Here is an 18,889-nt window from a genome sequence, read left to right as displayed (position 1 = left end):
TCCTCATTATATACCCATCGCCCTTCAAGATGCAGGGGTGTTAGCCGCCCTTGCTCACCCCAGTCACTCAATTATCTAAGCTCCTGGGGATTTACTCGGTTGCTGCCGACCTGCATCTTGACGTAACTTGAGTATATCTCTCAATGTTAGTTTGCGAATAGTCAGCATTTCGTTAATCAACAAATGGATGGACACCAAGCCACGCCACTCAATCTTATAAAACCGTCATCAATGCATCCTGTTGTTCATTTTTGTTATACTTTATCTCCGCCTAAGCTGGCAGAGCCACGGGATGCCTCCTGATGTGTGTTAAGCTATGGGCATCAATCGGTATCATTGAGGCCATCAGCGCCGGTTTCTCATTGATATACAAGTTCATTCATTCAAATAGGTATGTTGGCTGTGAAGCACACTGTAGAAGTCATGATTTCCGAACAGGAAGTAAAAACCCGTATCGCCGAATTAGGCCACCAAATCTCTGAACATTACCGCGACAGTGGCAGTGATATGGTGCTGGTGGGGTTACTCCGTGGCTCATTTATGTTTATGGCTGATTTATGCCGTACCATTGATGTTTCTCATGAAGTCGATTTTATGACGGCCTCCAGCTACGGCAACGGTATGAGCACCACCCGTGATGTGAAAATCCTGAAAGACCTGGATGAAGATATCCGTGGTAAAGATGTGTTGATTGTCGAAGATATTATTGATTCAGGTAATACGCTGAGCAAAGTACGTGAAATTCTGCAACTACGTGGCCCAAAATCACTGGCTATCTGTACGCTGTTGGATAAACCCGAGCGTCGTGAAGTGCAAGTTCCGGTTGAGTGGGTGGGTTTCACCATTCCCGATGAGTTTGTTGTCGGCTACGGGATCGATTATGCGCAGCGGTACAGGCATCTTCCGTATGTAGGTAAGGTCGTCACTTTAGACGAGTGATCGGGCTACTGCGCGTCGCCATTTTGAGTTTACGCAGTGCTCAGAATCCTCACGTACTGTATGTACGCTCCGGGACTCTTAATTTAGTGGAAGGATTTGGTGGGAGAGGGTGCGTTTTAACGTACCCTCCCAGAGCGACTTAATGGTCCTCTTTATTGTTTTGTAATAACTCAGCCATCGCTTTGCGATACACCATTTCCAGGCTACCGAGACTGGTGGCTGAGACTTCTAAATCACGCAGCAGACCATTTTCAATACCGTATACCCAGCCGTGGATCATGGCTTTTTGCCCGCGCTTCCAGGCTGAACGCACAATGGTTGAATGACCAAGGTTATACACTTGCTCCACCACGTTTATCTGACACAGCACATTACTGCGTTCCTCTTGCGGCAATTCACCCAGCAATGAGCTGTGCTTATACCAAAGATCCCGAATGTGCAGTAACCAGTTATCGATAAGCCCCATCTCTTCGCCTTTGATGGCGGCTTCAACACCACCACAGCCAAGGTGGCCACAGATAATAATGTGTTCTACCTGAAGAACATCAATAGCGTATTGGACGACTGACAGGCAGTTAAGATCGGTATGGATAACCAGGTTGGCAACATTACGATGAACGAATAGCTCACCTGATTTCAACCCGGTTAACTGCTCTGCGGGAACGCGACTGTCTGAACAACCAATCCACAGGAAGCGCGGTTTTTGAGATTGAGCCAAGTGCTCAAAAAAACCGGGGTCATCTTTACAAATGGTGTTTGACCAAGTTCGATTGTTCTCAATGAGCTTTTCTATTTCTTTCATCAATGTAAATAGCCTGTAGTGTTCGGGTTGCGATAGGATAATATACGGTAAGGATTCCGATTTTGAAATCGGAACAGTAGCTCCGGTAATAACGCAATATTGTCTGCGTAATATCTTTTTGGTGCCTGTTTGATTTTTTATGTTACCCGTAACGTGCCTCGTCTGGGGAGGGTTAAATACGTTATGGGTGCGCAGGACCACCGAGAAACCCATTGAATAAGGTTCCTTTTTACTTATGACATATGCACTGGAAATAACGCAGCTGACCAAAACCTATATGGGTGGCGTTCAGGCACTGCGTGGTATCGATCTGCACGTAGAGGCAGGCGACTTTTATGCTCTGCTCGGTCCGAATGGGGCGGGGAAATCCACTACTATCGGTATTATTAGTTCATTAGTGAACAAAACATCCGGCAAGGTTCAGGTCTTTGGCTACGATATCGATAACGATATTGTGAATGCCAAACGTCAGCTCGGGTTAGTGCCTCAGGAATTTAATTTCAACCCGTTTGAAACGGTGTTGCAGATAGTGATTACCCAGGCCGGATACTACGGTGTGACTCGGCGAGACGCGTTGGCGCGGGCTGAGAAATATCTCAGTCAGTTGGATTTATGGAGCAAACGTGATGAGCGTGCGATCCGTTTATCGGGTGGCATGAAACGCCGTTTGATGATTGCACGGGCGCTGATGCATGAACCTAAGTTACTGATCTTAGATGAGCCTACGGCGGGTGTAGATATTGAATTACGTCGCTCCATGTGGGGGTTCTTGAAAGAGCTGAATGCGCAGGGCACGACGATTATTCTGACGACTCACTATCTGGAAGAAGCAGAAATGCTGTGCCGCAACATTGGCATTATCCAGAATGGAGAATTGGTGGAAAATACCACCATGAAAAAGCTGCTTAGTAAGCTGGAATCAGAAACCTTTATTTTTGATCTCGGGGCGAAGAGTCCACTGCCTAAACTGGAAGGTTATGGATATCGTCTGACGGATACCTCTACGTTGGAAGTGGATGTTAAGCGTGAACAGGGCCTGAATAGTTTATTTAGCCAACTGAACGTACAGGGGGTTCAGGTACAAAGTATGCGTAACAAGGCCAACCGTCTGGAAGAGCTGTTTGTGACCTTGGTTAATGGCCATGAGGGAGAGAAAGCATGACCCGCCTGTATTGGATAGCATTGCAGAGTATTTGGATCAAAGAGATTACGCGGTTTGCACGTATTTGGATTCAAACACTGGTGCCACCAGTGATTACGATGTCTCTCTATTTTGTTATCTTCGGCAACCTAATTGGTGCCCGGATTGGCGATATGGGGGGCTTTGATTACATGCAGTTTATCGTCCCAGGTTTGATTATGATGGCGGTTATCACCAACGCCTACTCAAATGTGGCGGCATCGTTCTACGGAGCGAAGTTTCAGCGCAGTATCGAAGAGTTGCTGGTAGCCCCTGTGCCTACGCATATTGTCATTATTGGTTATGTCGGTGGTGGGGTGGCGCGCGGCGTTTGTGTCGGCATTCTGGTGACGATTATCTCGCTATTTTTCGTACCATTGCATGTCCATTCGTGGTCAATGATTGCCTTGACGCTGATGCTGACGGCCATTCTATTCTCCCTGGGGGGGTTGCTGAATGCGGTATTTGCCAAGACGTTTGATGACATCAGTTTGGTGCCAACTTTTGTGCTGACGCCATTGACCTATCTGGGAGGGGTATTTTATTCGTTATCATTATTGCCACCTTTCTGGCAGGCGGTATCGAAGCTTAACCCTATCGTCTATATGATCAGCGGCTTCCGTTATGGGTTCCTCGGTATTACTGATGTCTCCCTGGTCTATACCATTGGCGTTTTAGTGGTGTTTATCGCGGCATTCTATGCTTGGGCATGGTATTTGATTGAACGTGGAACCGGGTTACGTACCTAATATATTCTCTTGTCATTGGCGCTACAGTGGTGCTCGTTTGCCGCCTTACTGTAGCGTCAATGATTTTGGCAATGTAACTGGCGATGGGCCTGTCAATAAATTGTGTGCTTACCTGATAACGTCTTTCTCAACCTCAAGTCTCTCGTGATATGCTGACGCGTACTATCTCCCTTTTCCATTCAGCGCCGAATGCGCATAAGTAGAACGAACATGTGGCACAAAAACAGAATAGCGATTGGGATGCTACTCGGTATTGTCATGTCGGTAATAATGATACCGACAACCCATGCTGACCTCTTGCCAAATGTAGAGGTAACACCACCGAAATATATGATGACCGAACGCGATAGCGAAGTGTATTCGCTGGTTGGCGAGCGGGTGATCCCTGTTGGCGAAATTCGGAAAGATCAGTTGTTGCAGGTAATCCCTGCCGCGGCGGAATACTATGAATTCAAATTTGGCAACGGTACCGGTTTTATAGATAAAGACGATTTACGTGAGATTAATAAAGCACAAAAAAACAACGATATGTTGGGCGATTTAAATAAGCCCTTGCCGAATCAAAATATTCTGACGACGCGTGAGGCCAAGGTTTATTTAGCCGCTGATGTGCGCAGTGAACAATTTGCTGTTCTGGTAGAGAACTTACGTTATCCCATTGTTGGAAAACTAAAAGATCGGTTAAGTAATACGTGGTATCAGGTCAATATTGGTGATCGTTTGGGGTATGTCAGCAGCGCAGACGCGGAGATAGACAACGGTATTCCGATCCTGACTTACCATCACATGTTGAAGAACGAGGAAAATAAACGTTTCCTGAATACATCAACCACGACATCTGATGTGGCGTTCAGTAATCAAATGGCTTATCTCAAACAGGCGGGTTATGACACCATTTCTCTGTATCAACTTGAAGGCTATCTGAATAACAAGATTAATCTGCCTGCTAAAGTTGTGGTGCTGACATTTGATGATGGTTTGAAGTCAGTGAGTCGCTATGCTTATCCTATTCTGAAAGAGAACGGCTTCCGCGCCACGGCGTTTATTATTTCTTCGCGTATTAAACGGCATCCACAGAAATGGAATCCAGACTCATTACAGTTTATGAGTATTTCTGAACTGAAAGGAATTCAAGATGTGTTTGATATACAGTCTCATACGCATTTTTTACACCGTACTGATAATAGGCACCATCCCATCTTATTGAGTCGCTCTTATCACAACATCATTTTTGATTTTGAACGCTCACGTCGGGCATTAGCGCAGTTCAATCCGCATGTGATTTTTCTGTCATATCCCTTCGGTGGCTTTAATCAAACAGCGGTTAATGCGGCGAAGAATGCCGGTTTTCACTTAGCGGTGACCACCATGCAAGGCAAGGTTAAGCCAGGCGATAATCCATATACCTTGAAACGGCTCTATATTCTACGTACTGACTCAATACCGACCATGGCGGAGCGCATTGCCAATCAACCCGGTGCGGTTGCGGTAAAACCGGCACCAGCGGCGATGGAGACAGATTAGCAACGTTATGACGTAATTCATCGGAGCAGTGCGGTTAACTTTTCACTCGTTGAGCTTTGTCATTAGCCCCAGGTGCTTTATTTAAGCGCCTGGGGCTAACAGTGTCATTATGCTATCTGGCCAGTGATTCGGTGGGAACAAACATCGCTTAATCCCCCTGTGGGGTACGCAGGGGGATTAAGCGACCTGAACCGGTACCGCCTTAGCCTTGCGTTGTAGCTGATTTTCACCTTCAAAATAAGCCACTTTGGGGTGGTGCAAGCGGGCAGCAGCATCTGACATCTGTACATAAGAACAGATAATGAGCTTATCACCGACACAAGCGCAGCGTGCTGCGGCACCATTCACGGAGATAATCCGCGAACCACGCTCAGCAGCAATCGCATAGGTTGAAAAACGCTGACCGTTATCAACGTTATAAATATCAATGGCTTCATATTCCAGAATACCTGCGGCTTCCAGAAAATCCTGATCGATGGCGCAGGAGCCTTCATAGTGCAAATCCGCTTGAGTGACTTTGACCCGGTGTAGTTTGCCTTGCAACATAGTGCGTATCATAACTCTTACCTTTGACCCTGATTAAATCTATTGCCAGACCCTATAATCTACTGATTCAGGGAGTGGCTCAATCATAAAAATAGACCCGGATCGATTTCGCGCTAAGCGGCCCGCGGCCTAAGACTTTCTGCAAAAAATGCCAACTCATTTTTGCTGATTTTATACCACTTGTCTATGATTGACGCTCTATCTATAAATGTTCCTTGCTGCCTTTTTATTTCATTCCACTTCTACGGTATTCGCGTCTCTCACTCACCAAACCGTTGCTCATCGGCGGTCACGGGCTCCGAGCGAGGGGAATACCGTTGATAGTGACTTTTGCCTTGGCGTTCCTGGTTGATTTTGGGCCAACTAGCGGCTTGATGGTAATTCGCAACCGCCTGATTGGTATTTTTTGGGTGTGATTGTCACCACTCTAGCCCATACCCTGATCGGTAAAATATCAGTGGCGTAAATCAACCAGTTGGTTATCAATCAGACGAGCTTTACCCAGCCAGGCGGCCATCAAAATCACCGCTTGCTGGCTATCGACAGTTAGTGGTTGTAAGGTCTCGGCGTCGCGGATAAACAGTTCATCGGGCGTAAAGCCTGCACGGCGTAGCTGCTCTGCCGCCTCTTCCAGCAGGGTGTCAATCTGCCGTTCGCCTAAGGTCATTTTCTCCGCCAGCACCCACATGATCTTACTGAGCTGTGGTGCAATCTGACGTTCTTCTTCCGTCAGGTAGCTGTTACGCGAACTTAGCGCTAACCCATCTTTCGCGCGCACCGTTGATACCCCAACAATATTGATGTCATAACCCATATCCACCACCATTTTGCGGATCAAGGCTAACTGTTGATAATCTTTTTCGCCGAAACAGGCGACATCTGGCTGGATTAGATTAAACAGCTTGCTGACGATGGTTGAGACACCGCGGAAATGACCAGGGCGGCTGGCTCCTTCCAAAATGGTCGATAGGGCGGGAACATCAACATACGTTTGCTTTTCCAGCCCCGCAGGGTAGATATCGGCCGCGACTGGTGCGAACACCAGATCCGCACCGTGGCGGGTCAGTTTCTCGCAATCTTCCTGTAAGGTCCGCGGGTAACGGGCTAAGTCATCCGGCCGTTCAAATTGCAGCGGATTAACAAAAATAGTCACCACAACCACATCAGCGCGGTTTTTTGCTTCATCTACCAGCGTCATATGCCCTTCGTGCAGGTTACCCATGGTGGGTACCAAGGCAATTCGCTTACCTTCCTGACGCCAACGGCGGATCTGTTGACGTAGCAATGGCAATGTCTCAATAATCAGCATTCCCCTTCTCCTATTTTAGGAACCGTCTGTTTTAGGAGGAGCCTATTTTGAAAACTCCCTATTTTAGAAGAAATATTGATGATTCAGTTACTGGAATGTATGCTCTTCAGCAGGATAAATCCCCCCCTCAACTTCTTCAATATAGAGCTTAATGGCGGCACGAATATCACCCGCACTGTGTGCCAAAAAGTTTTTACTGAATTTTGGCGTATGATCCCCAGTAATACCGAGTGCATCATGCATAACCAAAATCTGACCGTCAGTGACATTTCCAGCACCAATACCAATAACCGGTATGGTTAATTCTTCGGTCACCCGCTGTGCCAGTTCTACCGGGACACATTCCAGTACCAACAGTTGCGCCCCTGCGTGTTCCAGTGCAACAGCATCTTGCAACAGTTGATTGGCGGCCACCTCTTCACGGCCTTGCACTTTATAACCGCCGAAAATATTCACCGACTGCGGCGTAAGCCCCAGATGCCCACAAACCGGCACTGCGCGTTCTGCCAACATGCGAATGGTATCGCACAGCCAGCTCCCACCTTCCAGTTTGACCATATTGGCTCCGGCACGCATTAACTCTGCCGAGTGGGTAAAGGCCAGTTCTGGAGTGGCATAACTCATAAATGGCATATCGGCCAATAACAGGCAATGAGGCGCACCACGGCGCACCGCACGGGTATGATAGGCTACATCGGCAACGGTCACTGGCAGAGTGGAATCGAACCCTTGTAACGTCATACCGAGCGAATCCCCCACCAATAGCACCTGAATACCCTGTTCGGCAAATAACCGGGCAAAACTGGCATCATAGGCAGTCAGTGTTGCGAACTTACGTTTCTCTTGTTTCCATTGGCGTAATTGGCTCATGGTGGTGGCTTTCATCACTTTGTCTCCTGAAATTAAAGTGAACAACTTTATCAACAAACGGATAAACCAATACCTGCCCATTACGGGATGGAATATAAGATTATCTGCACGACATTCTACTGCAACCCTGGCCTGACGGCGAGGTGGGCTATTTTTAATTGATAATCATCATGTTATATCAATATAACGTAATGAATGGCCCAACGCACGGGCAGAGTCTGGGTATCGAAGAATAAAAAAGCGGGGAAACAGAGGATTTTGCCGTGTGTGAACAAGTGATATTACCAGAGAACCAAGCCGTTCTTATCGACCCGTTTAAGGCATTCTGATAGGGATTCGCCATCGGGAAAAATAAGATCTGGGGCGATATCGGCCAGTGGATAGAGCATAAATTCACGCTCTTTCAGACCATAATGCGGAACAGTCAGGCGATCGGTTTTTATCACCTGATCGCCATACAGCATAATATCCAGATCCAGCGTCCGTGGCCCCCAGCGCTGTTCTTTTCTCACCCGACCTTGGTTACGTTCAATTGCTTGCGTGTGATCCAGCAACTGTTCTGGTGGCAGTGACGTATCCAGTGCGACTACGGCATTGAGAAAATCGGGTTGATCCTGTGGGCCTAATGGCTTGGTGCGGTAAAGTGGCGAACAGGCCACTAACTGGCTACGCGGCAGATGCGCCAAGGCTTCCCGTGCCGCGTTAACCTGTTGCAGTGGCATAGCCAAGTTGCTACCTAGCGCGATATAGACCCGGATCATGGTGAAAATTATGCCCCTTCATTACGGGATACTGGTTTACGTGGGCGGCGTGGACGTGAACGCCGTGGCGCAGGATCCGCACCTAGTGTATTTAGCATAGACTTCTGTTGTGTGGGTGTGGCTTCCTGGAATTCACCCCACCACTGCGCCAAGCGTTGCAGCTCGTGATTCTTTTCCACTTCAGCCCGCAGGAGCAACAGGTCGTAAGCCGCTCGGAATTTAGGGTGCTCCATCAATTTATGGGCACGTTTCCCCTGACGACGTGACAGACGCAGTTGTAACAACCAGATATCCCGTACCAGCGAGGTGATGCGTTTAGGGATCGCCAGTGAGCGACACTCTTCGTCCAGTACATCATTCATGGCCAGTGCAAAGGCATCGTAATAGGCCAGGCCGCTTTCCTGCGTTAATTTCTGCGCATGTTCAATGAGCGGATACCACAGCATCGCTGCAAATAAGAAGGCAGGATTAACCCGCTGATCATTATGCAGACGGTGATCGGTATTTTTCAGTACCTGAACCAGAATACGCTCCATCGGCGAATCATGCTGTTCAGTAAAATTACGGGCAATCAGTGGGAATAGCGGCTGGAAAAGCTGGTATTCGCACAGTTTTTAATAGGTTTTATAGCCGTAGCCCGATTGCAGCAGCTTGAGTGACTCCTCAAACAGGCGGGCGGGCGGGATTTCGCGCAACAGTGAGGCCAGCCGCGGTATAGGCTCTGCCGTTTCCGGGCTGATTGACATATCCAGTTTTGCGGCAAAACGAACCGCACGCAGCATCCGTACCGGATCTTCACGGTAACGGGTTTCTGGGTCGCCAATCAGACGAATAATACCTTCTTTCAGATCACGCAAGCCGCCGGTGTAGTCACGCAGCGCAAAATCAGAAATACCATAGTAGAGGCTGTTAATGGTGAAATCGCGGCGTTGAGCATCATCTTCGATGGAACCAAAGATGTTGTCACGCAGCAGCATGCCATTTTGCGCCTGCTGGGAGGAGTTCTTATCGCTGTCTTCTGCTTGTTGCTGCTCGTGGTGCCCACGGAAAGTCGCTACTTCAATAATTTCAGGGCCAAACATCACATGAGCCAAACGGAAGCGGCGGCCAACCAAACGACAGTTACGGAACAGTTTTCGCACCTGTTCGGGGGTGGCACTGGTGGTGATATCGAAATCTTTGGGTTTTCTGCCCAGCAGCAGGTCGCGGACACCGCCGCCCACCAGATAAGCTTCGTAACCTGATTTATTCAGGCGATAGAGAACCTTCAGTGCATTGTCACTGATATCTCTGCGGGAGATATTGTGCTGATCCCGCGGAATAATCGCCATTTGACGCTGTTCCGAAGACGACACCGCGTGACTCTTGCGGCCAGTATGTGCTCTGGCAGGCTTTCTTTCTTTGCGGGCCACGTTATCTTCACCGGGCACTTTATCTTTACAGGTCTTGTCATCACGGACAGTTTTGTCTTCGCGGATCAGCACCTTACGGCAGAAATTGGCTACTCGGGTAAAAATGGTACACCTCGATAGTGGCTAATAAATAACAGAACGACAGAAAAACAGCGGCTAATCATAGCTCACCATGCTTACTTTGAGAATGCCGTTGTGTTTTCTGTGGGGTTATTGCCCCCTTGAGTGGGATTGACGCCAACGTCCAATGTTCAACGGCATAACGTAATAATAAATACAAATCAAGATCTTGCCAGTATTCCGGTAGTGGTTGGCGTAAAAACTTTAATGCATCGATTAAAATAGGACGTGGATCGCCATTAGGCAAGGGGGGAGCATGATTCTGCTTGGAGAGCTTGTTCCCCTGATTATTCAGCGCCAACGGCAAGTGTATATAGCCGGGGACGGGGTGTTGCAACTGTTGATAGAGTGCTATCTGGCGCACCGTCGGCTCAATCAAATCAGCACCTCGTACAATTTCGGTCACGCCCTGAAAAGCATCATCCACCACCACCGCCAGATTATAAGCGAACAGGCCGTCACGGCGACGGATAATAAAATCTTCTTGTGCCAACGCAGGGTGAGCATGCAGTTCGCCGAGTAATTTATCATAAAAGACGTAAACCGGCTGAGTCTGCCGCAAACGGATAGCCGCTTCGCTGGCGGGCAAATGACGATCACGGCAATAGCCGTCGTAGAACCCGCCGAGCTGGTGGATGCGGCTACGGGTGCAGGTGCAGTAATAGCTTAATCCCTGCTGTTCCAGCCAGTTGAGCGTGGCCCGATACGCTTCATGGCGTTGTGATTGATAGATGACCGGGCCGTCCCAATGGAGGCCATAATGCTCTAAGGCCACTAAAATACGTGAGGCCGCGCCGGGAACTTCACGGGGGGGATCAATATCTTCAATGCGAACTAACCACTTCCCGCCTTGAGCACGGGCTTGCAGATAACTCCCGAGTGCGGCAATCAGCGAACCAAAATGCAAATCCCCTGATGGCGAAGGTGCAAAACGGCCAATATATTCTGTTGGTTGATTAGTTGATCGTTGATTAGACAATTGTTGATTAGCTGATCGTTGAATAGCCGCTTGTTGAACCACTGGCTGTTGAGTATTGGGAGATTGGGGAGTACGTGGTTGAGCAGCAGCAAACAGTTGAGCCGCGACTAGCTGAAAACCGGGGGGCTGGGAACCGGATGGTTTAGAACTGGATGGTTGAGAACCAAATAGTTGAGAACCAGTGTCTTCAGACATAAAAAGAAGGGGTCCGACATATCAAATACGGTGCCGGAGAGGGCTCTGGCACCGTGTTACACATTATGCTGTGTTAGCCTGCCATCTGCTTTTCGCGGATTTCGGCCAGGGTTTTACAGTCAATGCATAAATCTGCAGTTGGCCGTGCCTCCAGACGACGGATACCAATTTCTACGCCACAAGACTCGCAGAAACCAAAATCGTCATCTTCAACTTTTTTCAGCGTTTTCTCGATCTTTTTAATCAGTTTACGCTCGCGGTCGCGGTTACGAAGTTCAAGACTGAATTCTTCTTCCTGCGCGGCACGGTCCACCGGATCAGGGAAGTTAGCAGCTTCGTCTTGCATATGCGATACAGTACGATCTACTTCATCCCTAAGCTGATTGCGCCATGCTTCAAGAATCAGCTTGAAATGCGACAGCTGGGCGGCGTTCATATACTCTTCGCCTGGCTTCTCTTGGTAAGGCTCTACCCCAGCGATGGCGAGAATGCTCAAGGACGAGGTTTTACGTTTTTGCCCTTCTTGCATGATGCTTCTCCTACATTCATACGCACTATCGAAATCCCCAATAGGGGGAAAAATCAGGCCGCTATAAATAACAGAAGGGAGGTAGGTTGGCAATTATTCCTGTCGCCTGCTTGACAATGGTGTGAAGGAAGGCGTACTTGGCGAGCCACTTTATCCAGTAATTGCTTTTTTATTCAGCGTTTTCTGATGAAAGCATTTCGTCCAGTAATAACGGTAAACGGGCGCTTAGCTCGATACCGTCAGGCGATAGTTGAAAACCATAACAAATAACCTCTACTCCTGCCTGCTGAGCCTGGACTAGCAACTCTGCATAGCGACGATCAATGTGTCGGGCTGGTGCAACTTGTTTGATTCCCGTATGCAATACCGCAAAGAAAAGTACTGCCCGGTGGCCGCTGACAACCCTATTTTGTAATTCCCGAAGATGCTTCTGGCCCCTTAGAGTAACCGCATCTGGAAAATAACCACACTGTTGTTGTAATAAGGTGACTGATTTGACTTCAATATAGCAGTCACGTCTATCTTCTGCTTGTAATAACAAGTCTATACGGCTGTTCTCTTCGCCATACTTAACTTCTCTTTTGACAAAATTGTAACCAGATAATTCAGCAATCTGATTTTTTTCAATTGCCAAGTTCACTAACTCATTGGCACGCATCGTATTGACACAAATCCAATCACCGGTTTGGGTCTGTGTCAGCTCCCAGCTATGGGGATACTTCCGTTTCGGATTATCTGATGTTGAATACCAGATGGTATCTCCAGGCGTAGCACAACCCGTCATCGCTCCAGTATTCGCGCAATGAATAGTCAGCGCCTCTCCAGCGGGCGTCACAATATCAGCTAAAAAGCGTTTGTACCGCAGAATAAGTGTGGCGGGTTGTAACTGGGGACTAAATTGCAGTAACTGGGGGTTAAATGGCAGTAATTGGGGGTTAAATGGTGGCAAGTTGGCGTTAGAAGGCATTTGGTTTCCTTTCACTGCCAGACAGCGGCCAGCTTTGTAAGATGTTATAGCGGGTGCGGCCCCGCGCGAAGACCGATTCATATAGCGAAAAATGGTCCGCCTGGAAGGTCTCATTGCCGCTCTTGGCAGGTAATGCCACCGGGCGGGTTGCGTTACGCAACAAAGTAATATGGGGATGAAACGGCAGCGGCGTTTGATAACACCCACTACGTGCTGCCTGGGAGCGTAGCAGCTGCGCCAATTGCAACAGGCCACGAGGTGGGTTTTTACATCCCAGCCAAATCACGCCTGAACCGGGCCAATGGCCGATATCATCTAATGTCACGCTGAAACCTGCTTGTTGGATACGCCCGGCTTGCTGCTGCAACAACTGTGCTTTTGTTGCACTGACTTCACCAAGGAATGCCAGTGTCAGGTGCAGATTAGCGGCCACGATAGGGCGACCCACCTCTGGCGAGAAATGGTCAGATCGCCATTGCACAATCTCTTGTTGCATGGCATCAGGCAGTGTCAGGGCAAAGAATAGGCGGCGGACACTTTTTAATTCGTCAACGGTATTTGTCATTAGGTTGGCATTATCACTCGGCTAAATACGCTTTACGATCATGATGCTACAATGGCTGGCGATAAAGCTACAGTGGCTAGCGATAAAACTACAGTGGCTAACGATAAAAGTAGAGCGCGTGGAGACGAATGTTGTGTTGAGTGATAGAAAAAATGATGTTGCGATAGCGGCGTTACCGGTGAGTGAAGTGCTCGACGAGTTGCTATCTGCATTGCAATCCTCATCGCAAGTCCTGCTTCATGCCCCGACCGGGGCCGGTAAATCTACCTGGCTGCCGCTACAAATCCTGCAACAAAGTCAGTTTCTTAATAGCGGGTCACCGGGCCGCATCATCATGTTAGAGCCACGGCGACTGGCGGCGAAAAATGTGGCTTACCGTTTGGCGCAACAATTGGGTGAATTGCCCGGTCAGACAGTAGGCTATCGGATGCGCGCAGAAAGCAAGATCGGGCCGGATACTCGCCTGGAAGTGGTAACCGAAGGCATTCTGACACGGATGCTACAGCAGGATGCCGAGCTTCAGGGGGTGTCATTGGTGATCCTCGATGAATTCCACGAGCGTAGTCTGCAAGCAGATTTGGCGCTAGCGTTGTTGCTGGATGTGCAACAGGGGCTGCGCGATGACCTGAAACTATTAATCATGTCAGCCACGCTGGATAACCAGCGCCTTTCTGCTTTGTTACCCACCGCACCGGCCATTGTTTCGGGTGGGCGCAGTTTCCCGGTTGAACGCAGTTATCAGCCTCTTTCCAGCCATGAACGGTTGGAAGAGGGGATTGCCAGCCGAGTTAAGCGCTTACTCAATGAACAGCCTGGTTCCTTGTTGCTATTTTTACCGGGTGTCAGTGAAATCCATCGAGTGATGGAACGGCTATATGGCGAGGTCGCCAACGATACCGATTTGTGCCCGCTGTACGGTGCCTTGCCACTCAGTGAACAGCAGAAAGCGATTCAACCGGCCGCTATCGGGCGGCGCAAAGTAGTGCTGGCCACCAATATTGCCGAAACCAGTTTGACCATCGAGGGTATCCGGTTGGTGGTTGACAGCGGGCTGGAACGGGTTGCGCATTTTGATGTTAAAAACGGTCTGACTCGCTTGGTCACTCAGCGTATCAGTCAGGCGTCGATGGTCCAGCGCGCAGGCCGTGCCGGGCGATTAGAACCGGGTATTTGTTGGCATCTATTTGCCAAAGAGCTGGCTGAACGGGCGGCTGAATACAGTGAACCGGAAATACTGAACAGCGATTTATGCGGTCTGTGGTTGGAATTACTGAGTTGGGGGTGTCAGGATGCCGCACAACTCTGTTGGCTCGACCCGCCTCCGGCGGCGGCACTGGCTGTTGCCCGTGATTTATTAGGGCAACTGGATGCCATTGATGACAAGGGGCTGTTGACGGCCACGGGGCGCACCATGGCAACGCTGGGCTGTGAGCCACGCTTGGCGGCCATGTTGTGCTTTGGGGCGGGGCATAGCCCTGATGCACTGGCTACGGCTGCGTTGTTGGCGGCTATTTTGGAGGAGCCACCTCGCTCTGGTCAGATAGATTTACATGACTGGCTCAGTCGGCCACAGCCTCACTGGCAGCGGCGCGCCAGGCAACTGACCCAGAGGATTAAAGCACCCGTGGGCAGTGTAGACCACGCGCTGGCCGCACAATTGCTGGCGCTGGCTTATCCAGATCGTATCGCCCAGCAGCGCGGGCAGGATGGGCGTTACCTGTTGGCTAATGGTATGGGGGCCGCTATGGCGCAGGACGAGGCGCTATCGCGATCACCCTGGCTAGTGGCGGTTGGCTTATTACAAAGCCACAGCGGGCCAGACGCGCGCATCTTACTGGCCTTGCCCGTTGACATTGAACAACTGGTGAAGTGTCTACCGCGGCAAGTGGAAGAGCGTACGGTGGTGGAGTGGGATGATGAAAAAGGTACGCTGCGAGCCTGGCGACGCTGGCAAATCGGGCGCTTGATCCTGCGGGCGCAGCCATTGGCTAAACCGGATGACGCGGCATTACAGCAGGCATTGCTAAACTGGGTTCGGGAGCAAGGATTACAGGTACTTAACTGGGATGAACCTGCCGAGCAGCTACGTACCCGCTTACAATGTGCCGCCCGTTGGTTGCCAGAGGAGCCATGGCCCGCTGTTGATGACGACAGTTTACAGGATAAACTGGCGCTCTGGTTGCAGCCGTCATTATCCGGTGTTCGTGATCTACGTGGGCTTCGGCAGGTGAATATTGCTGAAGCCTTAACCCGCTTGTTGGATTGGAAACAACGCCAACAGCTGGATACTGAACTGCCAACTCATTACACTGTGCCCACTGGCAGTCGCTTGGCAATCCGCTATTATGTCGACCGGCCGCCGGTGTTGGCGGTACGTTTGCAGGAGGTTTTTGGTGAACAGCAAAGCCCTATGCTGGCGGGCGGGCGGGTTGCGGTGGTGCTTGAACTGCTTTCCCCCGCCCATCGGCCATTACAGATTACCGGCGATTTAGCGGCATTCTGGCAGGGGGCTTATCGTGAGGTACAAAAAGAGATGAAAGGGCGTTACCCCAAACATGTCTGGCCTGATGATCCGGCGCATACCCGGCCAACCCGCAGAACCAAAAAATATCAAGATAAGTGATATATCATGGCTGATAGCCAATAATTTCAGATGTTTCTCGTTTCCATCCGGTGAATTGGGGAACACATTAAGCCGCAATAATCGCCAATGCGCGTGGAGATAGGAAACATGTCTGGGGACGATCGTGAGCCGATAGGGCGCAAGGGCAAGAAAGCCCAACCCAAAGCAGCACCAAAACGTCCACTGCGCCGTCGGCGTGATGAAGATGAATACGAAGAAGGTTATGACGAAGAACAAAACGATGATGATTATGATGACGAGGAGGAACCGATGCCAAGAAAAGTAGCATCACGACCACCTCGCAAGAAACGCCGTTGGCTCGGGTTGTTGATCAAACTGTTCCTGATTGGTGCCGTGGCTTTGGCGATCTATGGGGTTTACCTCGATTCGCAAATCCGCAGCCGTATTGATGGCAAAGTCTGGCAATTACCTGCCGCCGTGTATGGCCGCATGGTCAATCTTGAGCCGGGCATGTCCTACAGCAAAAAAGAGATGATCGCTTTGCTGGAAGGGATGCAATACCGTCAGGTCAGTCGCATGACCCGCCCAGGGGAGTTCACGGTTCAGAACGACAGTATCGATATCTTGCGCCGGCCATTCGATTTTCCAGATGGTAAAGAAGGCCAGATCCGCGCCCGTTTACTGTTCAAGAATGACCGCCTGGCCCAGATTCAAAATCTGGACAATCAGCGTGATTTCGGGCTATTCCGCCTCGATCCCAAGTTGATTACCATGCTGCAATCACCTAATGGTGAACAACGTCTGTTTGTTCCGCGCGCCGGGTTCCCTGATTTGTTGGTGGACACCTTGCTGGCGACTGAAGACCGCCATTTCTATGAGCATGACGGTGTCAGCCCGTATTCCATTGCTCGTGCCGTGGTCGCTAACCTGACAGCCGGTAAAGCGGTGCAGGGGGGCAGTACGCTGACGCAGCAGTTAGTGAAAAACCTGTTCCTGACCAATGAACGTTCGCTGGTACGTAAACTTAACGAGGCCTATATGGCCCTGTTGATGGATTATCGCTACAGCAAAGATCGGATCTTGGAACTGTATCTGAACGAAGTCTATCTTGGTCAGAGTGGTGGTGACCAAATCCGTGGTTTCCCGCTAGGTAGCTTGTATTACTTTGGCCGCCCGGTTGATGAATTGAGTCTCGATCAGCAAGCCATGTTGGTTGGCATGGTGAAAGGGGCCTCACTGTATAACCCGTGGCGTAACCCTAAGCTGGCACTTGAGCGGCGTAATCTGGTTCTGCGCTTGTTGCAGAATCAAGGGATTATTGATGCTGAGCTTTACACCATGCTCAGTGCCCGTCCACTGGGGGTACAGCCGAAAGGCGGGGTCATCACACCTCAGCCTGCCTTTATGCAGATGGTGCGCCAAGAGTTGCAACAGAAGTTGGGTAACAAGGTCAATGATCTGTCTGGTGTGAAGATCTTCACCACCTTGGATCCGGTTTCACAAGACGCCGCCGAAAAAGCCATCGAAGACGGTATTCCTGCGTTGAGAGCTGCCCGTAATATGAATGATCTGGAAGCGGCGATGGTGGTGGTTGACCGCTTCAGTGGTGAGGTGCGTGCCATGGTGGGCGGTTCACAGCCACAATTTGCAGGTTTTAACCGTGCGATACAGGCCCGTCGTTTGGTGGGGTCACTCGCCAAACCGCCAACCTATCTGGCCGCGCTGAGTGAGCCGGATAAGTACCGCCTCAATACCTGGCTTTCGGACCAACCGCTGTCGCTTAAATTATCGAACGGTTCATTGTGGCAGCCGAAAAACTATGATCGCCAGTTCCGTGGTCAGGTCATGTTGATGGATGCTTTGGTGAACTCACTGAACATACCGACAGTCAATTTGGGGATGTCAGTTGGCTTAGATCAGATCAGCGCCACACTGCAACGCCTTGGGATCCCGAAAGCGGCGATTAATCCGGTTCCTGCCATGTTATTGGGGGCGATCGACCTAACTCCAGTTGAAGTCGCGCAGGAATACCAGACTATCGCCAGTGGCGGTAACCGCGCACCGTTATCGGCTGTGCGCTCGGTTATTGCTGAGGATGGGACCGTGCTGTATCAGAGCTTCCCACAGGCAGAACGTATGGTTCCTGCACAAGCCTCTTACCTGACGCTGTATGCGATGCAGCAAGGGGTCGCTCGTGGTACGTCACGTTCTCTATCGGCGAAGTTCGGCAAATATAATCTGGCGGCCAAAACAGGGACAACCAACGATCTACGTGACAGCTGGTTTGCCGGTATTGATGGCAAAGAAGTAGCGATTGCCTGGATTGGGCGCGACAATAACGGGCCGACCAAGCTGACCGGGGCCAGTGGCGCGTTAACCTTGTATCGCCGCTATCTGGAAAACCAAACGCCGTTGCCGCTGATTTTGCCGCCGCCAGAAGGCATTAGCCAAATGAGCATTGATTCGGCTGGGAACTTCGTTTGTGGTGAGGGGAGCGGGGTGCGCGTGATTCCTGTTTGGACCGAAAATCCGCAAGCTCTGTGCCAGGGGCTGGCACCCACTCAAGATCCCACAAAACCTAACGGTGATGGTGTTGCCGATTGGATAAAAGAGATGTTTGGTCAATAAAATGTGACGGCGGGCGTGGTTTACAGACTGCGCCCGCCAATTTTTTCTTTGCGCTTCCCTTCCTTGTTTCTCCCAAAAAATCAGCACAGCATAGCCCTTGCAGTCTTCCGCGGGTTACGCATAAACTACCGGCTTTGATAATTGTTTCGCTTTGCTAATCATTATCGTTACTATTCATTTTTCGCTAACGTTCAGGCCGCGTCTTCCCCCACCTATCCTTACCTCTTGAG

The 18,889-nt window shown here is 50.0% G+C and carries 15 protein-coding genes and 1 pseudogene; 6 read left to right on the top strand and 10 right to left on the bottom strand.

Annotated elements, in window-relative coordinates; translation table 11 throughout:
• The first annotated feature begins 393 nt into the window (after positions 1 to 393).
• On the top strand, positions 394 to 939 hold the full coding sequence (hpt, locus tag AC971_RS04650; RefSeq protein WP_025382626.1) for a hypoxanthine phosphoribosyltransferase: 546 nt from the start codon (positions 394 to 396) through the stop codon (positions 937 to 939).
• 139 nt (positions 940 to 1,078) lie between these two features.
• Here hpt and can read toward each other — a convergent pair whose 3' ends face one another.
• Positions 1,079 to 1,741 (bottom strand): carbonate dehydratase, encoded by a 663-nt coding sequence (gene can, locus AC971_RS04645; RefSeq protein WP_025382627.1) that lies wholly within the window; start codon positions 1,739 to 1,741, stop codon positions 1,079 to 1,081.
• Between the two features lie 235 nt (positions 1,742 to 1,976).
• On the opposite strand from can, the gene AC971_RS04640 reads away from it, so the two are divergent.
• The 3 genes from AC971_RS04640 (at position 1,977) to AC971_RS04630 (ending at position 5,194) form a co-directional block, all read left to right on the top strand.
• Positions 1,977 to 2,903 carry an ABC transporter ATP-binding protein gene (locus AC971_RS04640; RefSeq protein ID WP_025382628.1) on the top strand — a complete coding sequence of 309 codons (927 nt, stop codon included), beginning with the start codon at positions 1,977 to 1,979 and terminating at the stop codon, positions 2,901 to 2,903.
• A complete protein-coding gene (locus AC971_RS04635; RefSeq protein WP_025382629.1) occupies positions 2,900 to 3,670 on the top strand; it encodes an ABC transporter permease in 771 nt (256 codons plus the stop codon). Before AC971_RS04640 ends, AC971_RS04635 begins: the two co-directional genes overlap by 4 nt.
• A 210-nt stretch (positions 3,671 to 3,880) precedes the next feature.
• Positions 3,881 to 5,194 carry a polysaccharide deacetylase family protein gene (locus AC971_RS04630; RefSeq protein ID WP_025382630.1) on the top strand — a complete coding sequence of 438 codons (1,314 nt, stop codon included), beginning with the start codon at positions 3,881 to 3,883 and terminating at the stop codon, positions 5,192 to 5,194.
• A gap of 177 nt (positions 5,195 to 5,371) precedes the next feature.
• Here the strand turns inward: AC971_RS04630 and panD are convergent, their stop codons facing one another.
• The 9 genes and pseudogenes from panD to thpR form a co-directional block, all read right to left on the bottom strand.
• On the bottom strand, positions 5,372 to 5,752 hold the full coding sequence (gene panD, locus AC971_RS04625) for an aspartate 1-decarboxylase (protein WP_011191751.1): 381 nt from the start codon (positions 5,750 to 5,752) through the stop codon (positions 5,372 to 5,374).
• A 442-nt stretch (positions 5,753 to 6,194) separates the two neighbouring features.
• The gene (panC, locus tag AC971_RS04620) at positions 6,195 to 7,049 is read right to left on the bottom strand and encodes a pantoate--beta-alanine ligase (protein WP_025382631.1); all 855 of its coding nucleotides are present in this window, start codon (positions 7,047 to 7,049) and stop codon (positions 6,195 to 6,197) included.
• 87 nt (positions 7,050 to 7,136) lie between these two features.
• Positions 7,137 to 7,934, bottom strand: coding sequence for a 3-methyl-2-oxobutanoate hydroxymethyltransferase (gene panB, locus AC971_RS04615; protein WP_025382632.1), 798 nt, complete (start codon positions 7,932 to 7,934; stop codon positions 7,137 to 7,139).
• A gap of 266 nt (positions 7,935 to 8,200) precedes the next feature.
• A complete protein-coding gene (gene folK / locus AC971_RS04610) occupies positions 8,201 to 8,680 on the bottom strand; it encodes a 2-amino-4-hydroxy-6-hydroxymethyldihydropteridine diphosphokinase (RefSeq protein ID WP_025382633.1) in 480 nt (159 codons plus the stop codon).
• Positions 8,681 to 8,688: 8 nt separating this feature from the next.
• A pseudogene (pcnB, locus tag AC971_RS04605) lies at positions 8,689 to 10,011 on the bottom strand (polynucleotide adenylyltransferase PcnB).
• 241 nt (positions 10,012 to 10,252) lie between these two features.
• The gene (gluQRS, locus tag AC971_RS04600; protein ID WP_025382635.1) at positions 10,253 to 11,233 is read right to left on the bottom strand and encodes a tRNA glutamyl-Q(34) synthetase GluQRS; all 981 of its coding nucleotides are present in this window, start codon (positions 11,231 to 11,233) and stop codon (positions 10,253 to 10,255) included.
• A gap of 226 nt (positions 11,234 to 11,459) precedes the next feature.
• Complete coding sequence (dksA, locus tag AC971_RS04595; RefSeq protein ID WP_002209354.1) at positions 11,460 to 11,915, bottom strand: RNA polymerase-binding protein DksA; 456 nt, start codon at positions 11,913 to 11,915, stop codon at positions 11,460 to 11,462.
• Positions 11,916 to 12,084: 169 nt separating this feature from the next.
• Positions 12,085 to 12,882: a DNA/RNA nuclease SfsA gene (gene sfsA, locus AC971_RS04590; RefSeq protein ID WP_071825472.1), complete on the bottom strand. Its 798-nt coding sequence runs from the start codon at positions 12,880 to 12,882 to the stop codon at positions 12,085 to 12,087.
• A complete protein-coding gene (gene thpR, locus AC971_RS04585) occupies positions 12,872 to 13,447 on the bottom strand; it encodes an RNA 2',3'-cyclic phosphodiesterase (RefSeq protein WP_025382637.1) in 576 nt (191 codons plus the stop codon). Before thpR ends, sfsA begins: the two co-directional genes overlap by 11 nt.
• A gap of 43 nt (positions 13,448 to 13,490) precedes the next feature.
• Here thpR and hrpB point away from each other — a divergent pair, with 43 nt between their 5' ends.
• A complete protein-coding gene (gene hrpB, locus AC971_RS04580) occupies positions 13,491 to 16,070 on the top strand; it encodes an ATP-dependent helicase HrpB (RefSeq protein ID WP_048677424.1) in 2,580 nt (859 codons plus the stop codon).
• Positions 16,071 to 16,178: 108 nt separating this feature from the next.
• The gene (mrcB, locus tag AC971_RS04575; RefSeq protein WP_025382639.1) at positions 16,179 to 18,659 is read left to right on the top strand and encodes a bifunctional glycosyl transferase/transpeptidase; all 2,481 of its coding nucleotides are present in this window, start codon (positions 16,179 to 16,181) and stop codon (positions 18,657 to 18,659) included.
• The last annotated feature ends 230 nt before the right edge of the window (positions 18,660 to 18,889 follow it).

Origin of the sequence: Yersinia similis, from assembly GCF_001053095.1 — a bacterium.
GTDB classification, from domain to species: domain Bacteria; phylum Pseudomonadota; class Gammaproteobacteria; order Enterobacterales; family Enterobacteriaceae; genus Yersinia; species Yersinia similis.
This window is presented reverse-complemented; position numbering and strand designations above follow the sequence as displayed.

What these genes read in the sequence shown, in the direction of transcription:
- dksA (WP_002209354.1), bottom strand. Translation starts at nt 11,915, where the DNA reads ATGCAAGAAGGGCAAAAACGTAAAACCTCGTCCTTGAGCATTCTCGCC.
- sfsA (WP_071825472.1), bottom strand. Translation starts at nt 12,882, where the DNA reads ATGCCTTCTAACGCCAACTTGCCACCATTTAACCCCCAATTACTGCCA.
- AC971_RS04635 (WP_025382629.1), top strand. Translation starts at nt 2,900, where the DNA reads ATGACCCGCCTGTATTGGATAGCATTGCAGAGTATTTGGATCAAAGAG.
- can (WP_025382627.1), bottom strand. Translation starts at nt 1,741, where the DNA reads ATGAAAGAAATAGAAAAGCTCATTGAGAACAATCGAACTTGGTCAAAC.
- hrpB (WP_048677424.1), top strand. Translation starts at nt 13,491, where the DNA reads ATGCTACAATGGCTGGCGATAAAGCTACAGTGGCTAGCGATAAAACTA.
- panC (WP_025382631.1), bottom strand. Translation starts at nt 7,049, where the DNA reads ATGCTGATTATTGAGACATTGCCATTGCTACGTCAACAGATCCGCCGT.
- panD (WP_011191751.1), bottom strand. Translation starts at nt 5,752, where the DNA reads ATGATACGCACTATGTTGCAAGGCAAACTACACCGGGTCAAAGTCACT.
- hpt (WP_025382626.1), top strand. Translation starts at nt 394, where the DNA reads ATGTTGGCTGTGAAGCACACTGTAGAAGTCATGATTTCCGAACAGGAA.
- panB (WP_025382632.1), bottom strand. Translation starts at nt 7,934, where the DNA reads ATGAAAGCCACCACCATGAGCCAATTACGCCAATGGAAACAAGAGAAA.
- AC971_RS04630 (WP_025382630.1), top strand. Translation starts at nt 3,881, where the DNA reads ATGTGGCACAAAAACAGAATAGCGATTGGGATGCTACTCGGTATTGTC.
- mrcB (WP_025382639.1), top strand. Translation starts at nt 16,179, where the DNA reads ATGTCTGGGGACGATCGTGAGCCGATAGGGCGCAAGGGCAAGAAAGCC.
- thpR (WP_025382637.1), bottom strand. Translation starts at nt 13,447, where the DNA reads ATGACAAATACCGTTGACGAATTAAAAAGTGTCCGCCGCCTATTCTTT.
- folK (WP_025382633.1), bottom strand. Translation starts at nt 8,680, where the DNA reads ATGATCCGGGTCTATATCGCGCTAGGTAGCAACTTGGCTATGCCACTG.
- AC971_RS04640 (WP_025382628.1), top strand. Translation starts at nt 1,977, where the DNA reads ATGACATATGCACTGGAAATAACGCAGCTGACCAAAACCTATATGGGT.